Here is a 13,697-nt window from a genome sequence, read left to right on the forward strand (position 1 = left end):
GGTGGCCTCCTCAGCGGCTCGTGGCGTCGTGGTCCGGGTGGTGGCGCTGTTCGGGCGTGCGGTGGCCGACCGGCTCCTCGCCCAGCAGTTCGGCGAAGAGCGCGCGGTAGTGCACGACCGCCTGCCGCAGCTCCTCGGTGTTGGCCTCGCCCCGGGAGTTGCGCAGGTGGATCTCGTGCGCGTCCCGGTAGTTGGTCAGCGTGCGGGCGTGCTCGACGGAGAGGTGGGCGATCTGGTCGGAGAAGTCACCGGTCGGGTAGCCCTGCTCCTCGATGAGCCGGGTGACCAGTTCGTCTGCGTCACCCACGGTCTCGCCGGGGGAGTCGATGAAGCGGACCTGGAGCTCCTCCCAGGCGGCGGCGTACCGGGCCCGGGACTCCGGGGCGAGTGGGGTGAGCGTGAGCTCGGCATGCCGGCGTTCCCGGTCGCGCAGTTCGCGCTCCGCGGCGGACCGGCTGTCCTGTTCCGCCACCACCCGGTCGTACTCCGGTCCGAACCGGTTGCGCAGGGCCCGGCGGTTGTTGAGCGAGCGGGCGGCCACGGCCAGCACCGCGACGATCACCAGCACGACGAGCACGATGACGACTATCTGCGTGGGCGACATGGGCTCCTCCTTCGTCATCTGCTATTCCCTCCGCGCAGTGATCGCCAATCCCGATCCGAGACACTTTCCTGACGAGGGGCGCAACTACTCACCGGCCAAAACCTGATTCATCCCGGAAGAGGCGCTTGGGTGGGTAGAGATACGGGCGGTAGTGAAACAGCCTCCGATTACGTATCCTGCCCAAGGCGCCCGCGCCGGTGCCCGGCGACGCGGCCGGGCGCGCAGCCGGCAGGCGCGGTGCCCGGCGGTGCCGGCACCCCTCCTGCCACCCTGTACGGGCGAGGTCTGATGAAAACCCGCGACTGGCCGATCCGCTCGAAGCTGACCGCGTTGGTCGTCGCGCCGGTGACCGCGCTCCTGGCGCTGTGGATCTTCGCGACCACGCTGACGTTCGGTCCCGCCCTGAACCTGCTCTCCGCCCGCACCCTGCTGTACGACCTGGGTCGCCCCGGCGAGACAGTGGTCACCGAGCTGCAACGGGAACGCCGACTCTCGGTGGTGCAGCTCGCCGGCAAGACCGAGCTGCCCGCACTCGCCGAGCAGCGCGGGCGCACCGATCGGGCGGTCGCCGAGCTGCGCCGCCGGGTGGACGGGGAACCGCTGCGCGACGCCGCTGACGACCTGCTGGAAAGCCGGGTCGACCAGCTGGTCAACGCCCTGGCCGCGCTACCCGACGGGCGGAGGTTCATCGACGAGCGCAAGGTGGACCGGGCCGGCGCGATCGGCCTGTACAGCGGCATGGTCTCCGCGGCCTTCCAGGCGTTCGCCGGCATGGCGACCCTGACCGACCCGGACATCAACCGGCAGGCCCTGGCGCTCACCGCGCTGGGTCGCTCCCGGGAACTGCTCGGCCAGAGCGACGCGCTGCTGGCCGGCGCGCTGACCGCCGGACGGTTCGCCGAGGGGGAGCACACCCAGCTCGTGCAGGCCATCGGCAACCAACGGTGGCTCACCGAGAGCGCCGTGGCCGACCTGCCCGAGAGCAGCCGGGTCGCGTACCAACGGTTGACCGAGAGCGAGGCGTTCACCCGGCTGCGCAGCATGCAGGACGCGCTGGTCGTGCCCAACCGGTCCGGCCGGCCGAGTGTCGACGCGGCGTCCTGGCAGGCCAGCCAGGACGCGGTGCAGCAGCAGTTGCGGGACTTCGAACTGTCCGAGGCCGACGCTCTCACCGACCGTTCGGTGCCGATGGCAGTGCGCATCCTGGTGCGGCTGGCCGCCGCCGGCGTACTCGGGCTCGTCGCAGTGGTCGTCTCGGTGCTGGTGGCGCTGCGGGTCGGCCGCACCCTGGTCCGCCGGCTCAGCGGCGTCCGCACCGCCGCGCTGGAGCTGGCCGAGCACCGGCTGCCCGACGTGGTGGCCCGGCTGCGTCGTGGCGAGCAGGTCGACGTTGCCCGGGAGGCGCCGCCGCTGGAGTACGGCCACGACGAGATCGGCGAGGTCGGGCGGGCCTTCACCGAGGTGCAGCGCACCGCCGTCCAGGCCGCGGTGGACGAGGTCACCCTGCGTCGTGGGCTCAACGAGGTCTTCCTCAACATCGCCCGACGGAGCCAGAGCCTGGTGCACCGTCAGCTGCACCTGCTGGACCGGATGGAGCGGCGTAGCGAGGACCCGGACGAGCTGGCCGAACTGTTCCAGGTCGACCACCTGGCCACCCGGCTGCGCCGGCACGCCGAGGATCTGGTCATCCTCGCCGGCTCCGCGCCCGGCCGGGGTTGGCGGAACCCGGTCGCGATGGTCGACCTGATCCGCGGCGCGATCTCCGAGGTCGAGGCGTACGAACGGGTGGACGTCAAGGCCGTGCAGCCGGCCGGCGTGCTGGGGCGGTCGGTCGGCGACATCATCCACCTGCTCGCCGAGCTGGTCGAGAACGCCACCGCCTTCTCCCCGCCGGACACCCGGGTCACCGTCACCGGGGCGCAGGTGGCCAACGGGTACGCCCTGGAGATCACCGATCAGGGGCTGGGCATGTCCGACGCGGCACTGGAGACCGCCAACACCCGACTGGCCAGCTCGCCCGAGTTCGACCCGGCGCAGAGCGCCCGACTCGGCCTGTTCGTGGTGGCCCGGCTGGCGGCCCGGCACGGCGTACGGGTGCGGTTGCGCTCATCCGGGGAGGGTGGCGTGACCGCCGTGGTGCTGGTCCCCGGTGACCTGGTCACCACCGAGCCACCGGCCGGCCCCGACCCCGCCACGCTCGGTACCGCGTCGGCCGACCCGAGCCGGCGGCTGGCTCGGACGGCGCGCCGGGGCGCCGTGACCCGCCCCCGTACCCGCCCGCCGACGGCCCCGTCCGCCAGCACGGCCCCACCCGCCCCACCCACCGGAGCGCCGACCTCGGCCATCGCGCCGGCCAATGGGCGCGAAGAGGGGTCGGCGACCCCCGACGAGCCGGACGACGAGCTGGATGGCCTGCCCCGCCGGGTGCGACGTCGTACCCCCGCAGCCCAGCCCCGGTCCACCGTCACCGACACGCCGTCGCCCCGCTCGCCGGAGGAGGTCCGCCAGGTGATGGCGGCGCTCCAGGCCGGCACGGCGCGCGGACGCGCCACCGCCATCACCCCGACGGCGCCAACCGGACCGACGGTCCCGGCGCCCACCGACCCGCCGACGACCCCCGAACCCCCGACCGTGACTGAGAGGGACGCCTAGTGCGGCATTCGACGAAGCAGAGCGCCGGCCTGGACTGGTTGCTCGACGAACTGGTGCAACGGGTACCGGCCGCCCGCGAGGCGGTGGTGCTCTCCGCCGACGGCCTGCTGCTCGGCTGCTCGGCCGAGCTGGAGCGCTCCGACGCCGAGCACCTGTGTGCGCTCGCCGCCGGCTTCTCCAGCCTCGCCCGAGGCGCCAGCCGGCACGTGGACGGCGGCCCGGTCCGGCAGACGGTGGTGGAGATGGAGGCGGCGTACCTCTTCGTCACCGCCGCCGGGCAGGGTGCCTGCCTGGCCGTGGTGAGCGACGCCGACGCGGACATCGGGCTGGTCGCGTACGAGATGGCGATGCTGGTGATCCGGGTGGGGGAGAGCCTCGCCGCGCCGGCCCGATCGGCAGCGGGTGCCGGAGATGCGGACTGAGCCGCCCGGGCCGCAGCACGAGTGGCTGGACGGTGAAGCCGGCCCGGTGATGCGCCCGTACACGCTCACCGGAGGCCGGGTACGCTCCGCCGTCGACGATTTCAACCTGGTCGCGTTCGTGTTGGCCGGTTCGGACGTCGACGCGACAAGCCATTCGCATCTGCTGCCGGAGCACCGACGGCTGGTCACGTTGGCCCACCGGCCGGTGTCGGTGGCCGAACTGGCAGCCGAGCTGGACCTCGCGGTCGGCGTGGTCCGGGTACTGCTCGGTGATCTCCTCGCCGAGGGCCTGGTCGCGGTGCACGAGCCGCCGGCCGCCGGCATCCTTCCCGACGACGACATCCTCAAGGCGGTGGTCAGTGGACTCCGTGCGCTATGACCAGGTGGGCACCAGCACCACCATTCCGCTGGCACTGAAGATCCTCATCGCGGGAGGCTTCGGGGCCGGCAAGACGACCTTGGTGAGCGCCCTGAGCGAGGTCCGTCCGTTGCAGACCGAGGAGGTGCTCACCGGTGCCGGGATCGGCACCGACGACATCTCCGGCGTGGAGGGCAAGTCCACCACCACCGTGGCGATGGACTTCGGCCGGATCACCATCAACGACGACCTTCAGGTCTACCTGTTCGGCACGCCGGGCCAGGACCGGTTCTGGTTCCTCTGGGACGAGCTGGCCTTCGGCGCGCTCGGCGCCGTGGTGCTCGCCGACACCCGGCGGTTGGCCGACTGCTTCCCCTCCATCGACTACTTCGAGCAGCGGGGAATCCCGTTCGTGGTGGGCGTGAACTGTTTCGACGACTCCCGCCGGTTCAACCTGGAGACCGTACGCCGGGCGCTCGACCTGGACCCGGACGTGCCGATGGTGCTCTGCGACGCCCGGGACCGGCAGTCCGGAAAAATGGTGTTGATCTCTCTGGTGGAGCACGTCGCGCGACAGCGCGGCGAGCCGGTGCCGGCGGCCTGAGATCGGGGGCCGGAAAGCCGGTTAACGGGCGGGCAACGCGGGCAGCCTCTGGTTGGATCAACGAAGGATGCCGGCGGAGGAGTTGGGCGTGAGCGGTCAGGGTGAGGTCGTCCACATCGGGGGTTACACAGCGCAGAGCGGCGGGCGGGGCAGCGGCATCGTCGCCGCTCGTCGCGACCCGAGGACGGGGGCGCTGACCCCGCTCGGCACTGTGGCAGTCACCCCGTCCCCCTCCTTCCTGGTGCGGCACCCCAGCCAGCCGGTGCTCTACGCGGTCAACGAGCTGACGGACGGCGAGATCAGCGCGTGGCAGGTCGGGGCGGACGGCGCGCTGGACCCGCTCGGCAGTCGGTCGACCGGCGGCGCGGAGCCGTGCCACCTGGCGGTGCTGCCCGGCGGGGGTCACCTGCTGGCGGCCAACTACGGCAGCGGCAGCATCGCGGTCTTCCCGCTCGACCCGCGGGGCCTGCCCGGCGAGCGCACCGACCTGGTGGTGCACGAGGGGCACGGCCCGGACCCGGAGCGCCAGGACCACGCCCACGCCCACATGGTCTCGCCCGGGGCGGGCCAGGGGCCGATCTTCGGCGTGGATCTCGGCACCGACTCGGTCTACCGGTACGACCTGGACGAGGCGACCGGACGACTGGTGCCGCATGCGCCGCGGATGCGTACGAAGCCCGGCACCGGCCCTCGGCACCTGGCCCGGCACCCCGACGGACGGCGCTGCTACCTCGTAGGTGAGCTGGACGCCTCGGTGATCGCCTACGAGCTGACCGACGACGGCGCGTTGCACCAGCGCGGGCGGGTCGAGGCGAGCGAGCGGGCCGGTCACGTCCAGCCGTCGGAGGTCGCCATCGCCCCGGACGGCCGGTTCCTCTACGTCGCCAACCGTGGGGTGGGGACCGTGGCGGTCTTCACAGTGGCCGGGGATCTGCCCGAGCTGGTGGCCGAAGTGGACACCGGCGGGGAGTGGCCTCGGCACTTCGCCCTCATCGGGGAGCACCTCTACGTCGCCGACGAGCGGGCGGACATGGTGCGGGTGTTCCGGCGCGACGCCGACACCGGCGTCCCGGAGGCGGTCGGCGAGCCGGTGCCGGTGCCGAGCCCGACGTGCGTATTGCCCTGAACGATGGTTTAGAGACGTGAGGGCGACGCTGATTTGGCAACGCCGCGAGGCCGCCTCATCACTCTGTGTTGCAAAAAAGAGGTCAACTGTTTCTCCTCCGTAACTTTAGTCCGAACGGATGTGGCAGAGACGGCACCTAGTACGCAAGATGGTCACCGTGTCAGCAGGCCGTCATCGCATGCGTTCGAAACTCCACCTAGCCGCCGCCGCCGCAACGGCGGGGGTGCTCGTCGTGACGACGGGCGCGTGGTTCGGCTACCAGGAGTTGATCCAGCCCAGCTGCTCGGGAGAGATCCGACTCGCCGTGGCGGTCGCGTCCGAACTCGCGCCAGCGGTGGACGCCGCCGCGTCCCAGTGGGTCAAGGATGGCGCTGCGGTAGGCCCGACCTGCATCCGCGTCGACGTGTCCGCGTCCGACCCGGTCGACGTGGCGGCCGTGGTGGCGGCCAAGCACGGCGCTGTACTGGCCGGCGTGGGGCAGGCCAGTGGCACCGCCGTCAGCCCGGACGTCTGGGTGCCCGACTCCTCGACCTGGCTGCTGCGGTTGAAGAAGGACGCGACAGCGTTCGCTCCGACCAACGGCCAGTCCATCGCGCGCAGCCCGATCGTCGTCGCGATGCCCGAGCCGATCGCCACCCGACTGGGCTGGCCGGACAAGAAGTTCAACTGGACCGACCTGCTCAAGCAGGTCAACAACACCAGCGCGCCGCTGCGCACCGGGATCGTCGAGCCGACCCGCGACGCGGCAGGCCTGTCCGGTCTGCTCTCGCTGACCGCCGCCGCGAACAGCGCCGGCGGCGACGCCCAGCGCAACACCGTCGGCGCGCTCCGCGCACTGGCCACCGGGCGGTCCTCGCTCCGCAACGACCTGCTGGCCCGCTTCCCCACGGCGAACGACTCGACGTCCATCGCCAGCGGTCTCGGTGCGGCGGCCCTGTCCGAAGAAGACGTGATCGCGTACAACAGCAAGAAGCCGCCGGTGCCGCTCGCCGCGCTCTACATGGAGCCGGCGCCGATGCCGCTGGACTACCCGTACGCGGTGCTGCCCGGCATCGAGCCGAGCAAGGCGTCGGCGGCCAAGGTGCTGTTCGAGCTGCTCACCAGCCCGACCTTCCGTAACCGGCTCGCCGCGCAGTCGCTGCGCGCGCCGGACGGCAACTGGGGCGAGGGTTTCAAGGCGCCGCAGGGTGCTCCGAGCCCGTCCGGCGGCGCGCCGACCGCACCGGCGAACGGCGGCACCGCGGCGGGTGGCCTCGACCCGGCCGCCATCCAGCGGGTCGTCTCCAGCTGGTCGATCGCCACCCAGTCCGGTCGGATGCTCGCCGTCATCGACGTCTCCGGCTCGATGAAGGACCCGGTGCCCAGCGCCAACAACCGCAGCCGGGAGGAGGTCACCGTGGACGCGGCCCGTCGCGGCCTCGGCCTCTTCGACGACTCCTGGTCGATCGGCCTGTGGACCTTCTCCACCCAGCTGGTCGGCAACCGGGACTACCGGGAGCTGGTCCCCATCGGGCCGCTCTCCGGCCAGCGGGCCCAGTTGGAGGGCGCGCTCGCGACCGTCAAGCCCTCCAGCGGCGACACCGGCCTCTACGACACCATGCTGGCCGCGTACCAGGCGGTGCAGGAGAACTGGCAACCCGGCCGGGTCAACTCGATCGTGCTGTTCACCGACGGCAAGAACGAGGACGACAACGGCCTCAACCAGCAGCAGTTGCTCGCCAAGCTCAAGCAGATCGCCGATCCGGAGCGGCCGGTCCAGGTCATCATGATCGGTATCGGCGAGGGCGTCAGCAAGGCAGAGCTGGAGTCGATCACCAAGGTGACCGGTGGCGACGTCTTCGTCACCAAGGACCCGAGCGAGATCGGCAGCATCTTCCTCAGCGCCATCGCACGGCGTCCGCCAGCGCCGCGCTGATCCGACGCTCAGACGTCCAGGGGCCTGCCGTACCGTCGATTCGGTGTGGCAGGCCCCTTTTCGGCCACCAGGTTGTTGAAGAAAAGTGACGGCAATACGTCGGAAGCAATCGGCAGTCATAGTTGTCAAGGCAGGATGTCGACTGTTCCGGCATAGTCGGTCCGCCTCCGGTCCGACCCGTCGGCCGGGGCCATCCTGTACAGAGTGGGAGGGCCGGTGAGCGTGGCGACACTGTTGACCCCCGCCACGTCGGCGGAGCCGGACGGTCGACGCGCCGGGTTGGTGGGGCGCGCCGACGAACGGTCCTACGTCCGGGTCCTGGTGGTGCTGGACACCACAGTTCTCATCATCGCGCTGCTGATCGGGTACGTCGCCCGTTTCGGTGACGACGAACCGACCGGCTCGGAGATCCCGTACGTGCTGGTCGCCCCCGGGCTGGTGTTGGCCTGGTTGATCTCGCTCAAGGCGCTCGGCTGCTACGACGACCGGGTGATCGGCTACGGGGCGGACGAGTACCGGCGGGTCAGCTCCGCCAGCCTGCGCCTGGCCGGGGCGATCGCCATCATCGGCTACATCGCCGACGTCGGCGTCTCCCGGGGCTTCCTGGGCATCTCCTTCGCGGTGGGCACCGTCGGGCTGGAGGTGGCGCGGTTCGCCGCCCGCAAGCGACTGCACCGGGCCCGCTCGGTGGGCGCCGGCTGGTCCCGCAAGGTGCTGGTGGTCGGCGACACCGCCCACGTGTTGGAGTTGGTCCACACGCTGCGCCGTGAGCCGTACGCCGGCTACCAGGTGGTGGGCGCCTGCATCCCCGACGCGCTGCTCGCACCGGTGGCGCAGCGGCTGGGTGACGTGCCGGTGGTGGGGTCGTTCCGGGGTATCCCGGAGGCCGCCACCGCGATCGGCGCGGACACTGTCGCGGTGACCGCCTCCGGTGAGCTGACCGCGACCCGGCTGCGCCGCCTCGGCTGGCAGTTGGAGGGGACCGGCATCGACCTGGTCGTGGCACCCGCGCTGACCGACGTCGCCGGCCCGCGCATCCACACCCGCCCGGTCGCCGGCCTGCCGCTGATCCACGTCGAGGCGCCCGAGTTCCGCGGCGTCCGCAAGCTGGTGAAGGGTTTCGTCGACCGGTCCGTCTCGTCGCTGGCGCTGGCGGTGCTGCTGCCGCTGATCGCGTTCATCGCGCTGGCCATCAAACTGGACAGCCGGGGCCCGGTGCTGTTCCGACAGGTCCGGGTCGGCCGGGGCGGGCAGGAGTTCGGCGTGTTCAAGTTCCGCACCATGGTGGTGAACGCGGACGCGCTGCTCGCCGAGTTGACCGCGCGCAACGAGACCGACGGCCTGATGTTCAAGATGCGCCACGACCCCCGGGTGACCCGCGTCGGCCGGCTGCTGCGCAAGTGGTCACTGGACGAGCTGCCGCAGCTGGTCAACGTGCTGCTGGGGCAGATGAGCCTCGTCGGGCCCCGCCCGCCGCTGCCCTCGGAGGTGGCCCGCTACGACGGTGACGTGGCCCGGCGGCTGCTGGTCAAGCCCGGCATGACCGGCCTGTGGCAGGTCAGTGGCCGCTCCGACCTGAGCTGGGAGGACGGCATCCGGCTCGACCTCTACTACGTGGAGAACTGGTCCCTCGCCGCCGACCTCACCATCCTCTGGAAGACCTTCGGCGCGGTGCTGAACGGCCGCGGGGCGTACTGACCACCGCTCACGGTTGCGGGCCGGTCCAGTCCAGGCAGACGACCACCGCGTCGTCGACCAGGTCACCGGCCACGAACGCGCGCAGATCACCGATCAGCGACCGGACGGCGTCCAGGGGTGCCATCGGCCCGGTCCGCCGCAGGAACCGGTCCAGTGCCGTCTCGCCGTAGCGCATGTGCTGACCGGTGGCCTCCACCACCCCGTCGCTGACCACGAAGACCCGGTCGCCGCGCTGCAGCGGGAACGTCTGCTCGTGGTAGTCGGTCGCCTCGAACATGCCCAGCGGGAACTGCGCCTCCAGGGGCTGCTCGGTGACGTCCCCGTCGCGGAGCAGGACCAGTCGGGGCGACCCGGCGTCCACCACTGTCATCACCCCGGAGCGCAGGTCCAACTCCATCAGCAACGCGGAAAGGTGCTGTTCGCCCCGGTACAGGTCGTAGATGGCCTGATCGGCGAGGGCGGCCTGGTCGGCCAGGCTCAGCCCGGCTCGACGCGCGTTGCGCAGCGCGTGGGTGGCCAGCGAGGTGAGCAGGGAGGCCGCCACCCCCTCACCGGTGCCGTTGATGGTGGACAACCAGACCCGTTCCCCGTCGTCGGACCAGTCGAAGCTGTCGCCGCGCACCGTGTACGCCGGCTCCAACTGCCCGGCCAGACTGAACGAGGGACGGATCCGGCTGCGGCCGGGGAGCAGGTCCCACTGCATCTCAGCGGCCAGGGTGAGGCGTTGGGTGCGCCGGGCCGCCAGATAGACGTCGGTGCCGGCGGAGACCGCCGCCACCTCGTGGGCGAGCGCGGTGGCGATCTCGGCCAGCGCGGCGACGACGTCCCGGTCGTCCGCGACGGGTGACAGGCGCAGCACCCCTCGACGCTCGCCGCGCATGGTGACCGGGAACCAGGCGGTGCCGTCGACCAGTATCGGCGACTGGTGGTCGAAGGCGCGCCAGGCCGGGTGCCCGGGGCTCGTGATCGAGTCGTCGTCGCCGAGTGGCAACAGCTCCGCGAGCCGGTAGTCGACCTGGAAGAGCTCGACGTCGGTGATCCCGTACGACTGGGCGAGTACGTCCCCGATCCCACCGACGAGCCGGTCAGCTGGTGTCTCGTTCAGGGCACGTCGTGCCCGATTGACCGGTTCGCTCATCGTCAGTCCTTACTGAAAGCTCGACCACCAGGAGGTTCGGAGTACTCTCGGGCCACCATGGCCGAACTGAACCGTCCGACGGACCCTGAGACGAGTATGGCTGCCGCGCTGGATGTGGCGGCCGCTGCCCTGCTGGGCATCTGGGAGTCTGCCCGGGAGGGGACCGCGAACCGCGTGTCCGGTGCCCAGTTGCGGGCGGTGATGGTGGTGGAGCAGTACGACGGGATCAACCTGCGTCGGCTCGCCACCCGACTCGACATGTTGCTCAGCTCCGCCAGCCGCCTCTGCGACCGGCTGGTCGCCGCCGGCATGCTGGAACGCGAGCCCGGCCGCTTCGACCGGCGGGAGATCTCGCTGCACCTCACCCCGGAGGCCCGCCGGCTCGTCGCCGAGCTGCGGGCCGACCGCCAGGGCCAACTCGCCGCCGTGCTGGCCGGGATGAGCCAGGAGGGCCGCGACGCGCTGCTGCGCGGGATGCGGGAGTTCGACGAGACCGCCCGCCGCCAGCAGGCGCAGCACGCGCCGGCGTCGGATGAGTCGACGGGCCAGGGGGACTGGCCGGACGACCCGGACCGGCCCGGTGGGCGGCCGGAGGACTGGTCGGGCGATTCGGGTCCGCAGACCCGAACGGGGTGGACGGGTTCGTCGGGCGGTCTGGAACGATCGGTCGGCACCACCAGGGAATGGCCGGCCGGCGGCCCGCCGGTGGCGCGTACCGCCTGATCAAGCCGGCCGGGCGGTCGCCCGTCGGTCATGCCGAGGCGCCCACGGCCAGCATCGCGATGTCGTCGTGGGCCTGCCCGCCCAGCCAGTCGTCGACCGCGCGGAGCACCTGGTCGATCAGCGCCGCCGGCGGTTGCCCGGCCGCCGCCACGAGCGCGGCCCGCAGCCGGGCCTCGCCGAACATCGCCGTGTCGCGCGGTCCGCGCGCCTCGGTCACCCCATCGGTGTACGCGAGCAGCAGATCGCCGGGATCGAGGTGCACCCGGGTCTCGGCGAACCGTGCGGCCGTCAGCGCCCCCACCGGCATGCCACCGACCGGGACCGGGGTGACAGTGCCGTCCGCGGTGACCAGCAGTGGCGCCGGGTGACCCCCGCCGGCGATGCGGAGGTCCAGCCCGGCCGGCCCCCGGTCCAGGGAACCGAGCAACAGGGTGGTGAACTGGTTGCGCCGTGCCGCGTCCGGCGCGTCGAACAGTGCCTGGTTGAGCAGGTGGATCAGCTCCAGCGGGCGTTGCTCGACGAGCCGCAGCGTCTGCAACGACTGGCGGACCCGGCCGGTCAGCACCGCCGCGCCCACGCCCTTGCCGCACACGTCGCCGAGCGCGAACAGGGCGCCGCGCGGGTGCGGAAACACCTCGTAGAAGTCGCCGCCGATGCGCAGGGTGTCGCCCGCTGCCCGGTAGCCGCCGGCCAGGCTCACGCCGGGCACGACGGGCAGCTCGGGCGGGAGCAGACTGGTTTGCAGCACCCGGGCCAGGTGGGCCTGCTCGCCGTGCAGGTCGGCGGTGGCCAGCGCGGCACCCGCGCGGGCGGCGAACTCCCGGGCCAGCTCCACGTCGCGTCTGTCGAAGCCGGCCCGCCCGGACCGACGGATGAGCAGCAGCGCGCCGGCCGATACGCTGGCGCTGAGCAGCGGGCTGACCAGCGCCATGGCCGGTGGGCCGAACTCGGGCGGCAGCAGGTCGGCCAGGTCGGCGAGCGGGGCGTCCGGCCAGGGGCCCGGCTCGGCCCGGTCGCCGGCCAGCGCTTCGGCCAGCCCGGGCACGGAGCTGGTCAGCGCGGGGCCGGCCAGCCCGGTGATCGGGGCGGGTTCGCCGGCGGCGTACCGGATCCATCGGGGGTGCGGCTCGGCCGGCGCGGTCGGTCGGGGCAGTGCCACGGCGACGTCGGCCAGGTAGGGAACGGCGAGCGTGGTGGTGGCCAGGAGGACCTGGTCCCGGTGCAGGGCCAGCGCCAGCCGACTGCCGGCCTGGGCGAGGAAAGCGGTGCGGGAGCGTTCGGCGAGCAGGGCGTCGGCGCGGGCGTGCTCCTCGGTGACGTCGCGGACGTACCACGCCCACCGGGAGCCGGCGAGTTGCCGTCGGACGCCGCGCAGTCGCCGGCCGTGGTGGTCGGCGTCGAAGCGGTCAGCGCCGGTGGCGACCGCGCGGGCCAGGGCTGCCACCGAGCAACCGGCCAGCTCGGTGCCGGCGTCGATCTCCGGGATCAGCTCGGCCGCCATGGCGTTGACCAGGGTGACCCGACCGGTCCCGTCCGTTGTCAGCACGGCCTCGGCGAGACCGTCGAGCAGCTCCCGGGCCAACCGTTCGTCGGCTGGCAACGGGGTGCCGCCGGGTTGTTGGGTCGTGGTCACCGCCGGACGCCGGCTCGCGTCTGACGACGTGTGCGCATGCTGCTTCTCGACTCCTCACCCGGGATCGTTGCCTGAGAGCAAGGGTACCGATTCTCTCCGACAGCGGCGCACGGCGTGGGGTGGCGATCAGCCGGCGCGGGCCAGCCAGCCGGCGGGCTGGGCGACGATCCGGCGGGCCACCGAGCCGGCGGCGCCTACCGCGGCGGCCTCCGCGCCGAGCGTCGACGGGCGGACCGTGACCGGCGACCAGGCCGCGGTGAGCACCCGGGCACCGATCTCGGCGAGGACCGGGGGGCACAGCCAGGGTGCGAGCGCCGCGTAACCGCCACCGAGCACCACGGTGTCCAGGTCGAGCAGATTGACGACGCCGGCCACCGCGACGCCGAGCGCCGTTCCGGCGTCGTGCAGCGCCCGCAGCGCGTCGGCGTCGCCGGCCTCGGCCAACTCGGCCAGCCGGGCCGTCGCGGTGTCCGCCGGAAGCTCCGCCCGAGCCAGCCCGGCGGCGGCCACGATCGCCTCCTGGCCGGCGTACTGCTCCAGGCAGCCCTGCCCGCCGCAGCGGCACGGACGGCCCTCGGGGTGCACCGGAAGGTGCCCGATCTCGCCGCTCCACCCGCGTACGCCGCGAAACAGCGCGCCGTCCAGCACGATGCCCGCGCCGATGCCCACCTCGCCGGAGATGTGCAGGAAGCTGGACGTGCCGGTTGGCTGCGAGTGCAGCTCGCCGAGCGCCGCGAGGTTGGCCTCGTTGTCGACCACCAGTGCGGGGATGCCGGGCACCTGCTCGATCAGCGGGGGGTGCTCGGCGAGCAGCGCGGGCACCG

General features: G+C 72.4%; 12 protein-coding genes. 8 read left to right on the forward strand and 4 right to left on the reverse strand.

The genetic code is table 11. The annotated features are described in order from the left end of the window. Positions 1–10: 10 nt before the first annotated feature. Positions 11–604 (reverse strand): hypothetical protein, encoded by a 594-nt coding sequence (locus tag KBX08_RS26735; RefSeq protein WP_210786106.1) that lies wholly within the window; start codon positions 602–604, stop codon positions 11–13. 288 nt (positions 605–892) lie between these two features. Here KBX08_RS26735 and KBX08_RS26740 point away from each other — a divergent pair, with 288 nt between their 5' ends. From KBX08_RS26740 to KBX08_RS26770, 7 genes are all read left to right on the forward strand, one after another. Next, complete coding sequence (locus KBX08_RS26740; protein ID WP_210786107.1) at positions 893–3,256, forward strand: nitrate- and nitrite sensing domain-containing protein; 2,364 nt, start codon at positions 893–895, stop codon at positions 3,254–3,256. Continuing rightward, a complete protein-coding gene (locus KBX08_RS26745) occupies positions 3,256–3,678 on the forward strand; it encodes a roadblock/LC7 domain-containing protein (RefSeq protein ID WP_112584065.1) in 423 nt (140 codons plus the stop codon). Before KBX08_RS26740 ends, KBX08_RS26745 begins: the two co-directional genes overlap by 1 nt. Continuing rightward, positions 3,668–4,057, forward strand: a complete 390-nt coding sequence (locus tag KBX08_RS26750; protein WP_112584165.1) for a DUF742 domain-containing protein — start codon at positions 3,668–3,670, stop codon at positions 4,055–4,057. Before KBX08_RS26745 ends, KBX08_RS26750 begins: the two co-directional genes overlap by 11 nt. Further along, positions 4,038–4,640, forward strand: a complete 603-nt coding sequence (locus KBX08_RS26755) for an ATP/GTP-binding protein (protein WP_091405745.1) — start codon at positions 4,038–4,040, stop codon at positions 4,638–4,640. Before KBX08_RS26750 ends, KBX08_RS26755 begins: the two co-directional genes overlap by 20 nt. Positions 4,641–4,728: 88 nt before the next feature. Then, positions 4,729–5,766 carry a lactonase family protein gene (locus tag KBX08_RS26760; RefSeq protein WP_210786108.1) on the forward strand — a complete coding sequence of 346 codons (1,038 nt, stop codon included), beginning with the start codon at positions 4,729–4,731 and terminating at the stop codon, positions 5,764–5,766. A gap of 157 nt (positions 5,767–5,923) precedes the next feature. Then, positions 5,924–7,681, forward strand: coding sequence for a substrate-binding domain-containing protein (locus KBX08_RS26765; RefSeq protein ID WP_210786109.1), 1,758 nt, complete (start codon positions 5,924–5,926; stop codon positions 7,679–7,681). A 216-nt stretch (positions 7,682–7,897) separates the two neighbouring features. Next, positions 7,898–9,379 carry a sugar transferase gene (locus KBX08_RS26770; RefSeq protein ID WP_210786110.1) on the forward strand — a complete coding sequence of 494 codons (1,482 nt, stop codon included), beginning with the start codon at positions 7,898–7,900 and terminating at the stop codon, positions 9,377–9,379. A gap of 7 nt (positions 9,380–9,386) precedes the next feature. On the opposite strand, the gene KBX08_RS26775 is transcribed toward KBX08_RS26770, so the two are convergent. Then, complete coding sequence (locus KBX08_RS26775; protein WP_210786111.1) at positions 9,387–10,517, reverse strand: PP2C family protein-serine/threonine phosphatase; 1,131 nt, start codon at positions 10,515–10,517, stop codon at positions 9,387–9,389. Between the two features lie 57 nt (positions 10,518–10,574). Between KBX08_RS26775 and KBX08_RS26780 the strand changes: the two genes are divergently transcribed. Beyond that, the gene (locus tag KBX08_RS26780) at positions 10,575–11,240 is read left to right on the forward strand and encodes a MarR family winged helix-turn-helix transcriptional regulator (protein WP_247670114.1); all 666 of its coding nucleotides are present in this window, start codon (positions 10,575–10,577) and stop codon (positions 11,238–11,240) included. Positions 11,241–11,268: 28 nt separating this feature from the next. Here the strand turns inward: KBX08_RS26780 and KBX08_RS26785 are convergent, their stop codons facing one another. Continuing rightward, entirely contained in the window at positions 11,269–12,873 is a 1,605-nt protein-coding gene (locus tag KBX08_RS26785; protein WP_307850660.1) for a PP2C family protein-serine/threonine phosphatase, read from the reverse strand. Between the two features lie 126 nt (positions 12,874–12,999). Further along, a partial coding sequence (locus KBX08_RS26790; RefSeq protein WP_210786112.1) for an ROK family protein occupies positions 13,000–13,697 on the reverse strand: 698 nt, incomplete at its 5' end.

This window comes from Micromonospora sp. H61, from assembly GCF_018070325.1.
GTDB lineage: Bacteria > Actinomycetota > Actinomycetes > Mycobacteriales > Micromonosporaceae > Micromonospora > Micromonospora salmantinae.

Excerpts from the sequence above, each read along its gene's own strand:
- KBX08_RS26735 (WP_210786106.1), bottom strand. The coding sequence starts at position 604 with ATGTCGCCCACGCAGATAGTCGTCATCGTGCTCGTCGTGCTGGTGATC.
- KBX08_RS26740 (WP_210786107.1), top strand. The coding sequence starts at position 893 with ATGAAAACCCGCGACTGGCCGATCCGCTCGAAGCTGACCGCGTTGGTC.
- KBX08_RS26750 (WP_112584165.1), top strand. The coding sequence starts at position 3,668 with ATGCGGACTGAGCCGCCCGGGCCGCAGCACGAGTGGCTGGACGGTGAA.
- KBX08_RS26775 (WP_210786111.1), bottom strand. The coding sequence starts at position 10,517 with ATGAGCGAACCGGTCAATCGGGCACGACGTGCCCTGAACGAGACACCA.
- KBX08_RS26780 (WP_247670114.1), top strand. The coding sequence starts at position 10,575 with ATGGCCGAACTGAACCGTCCGACGGACCCTGAGACGAGTATGGCTGCC.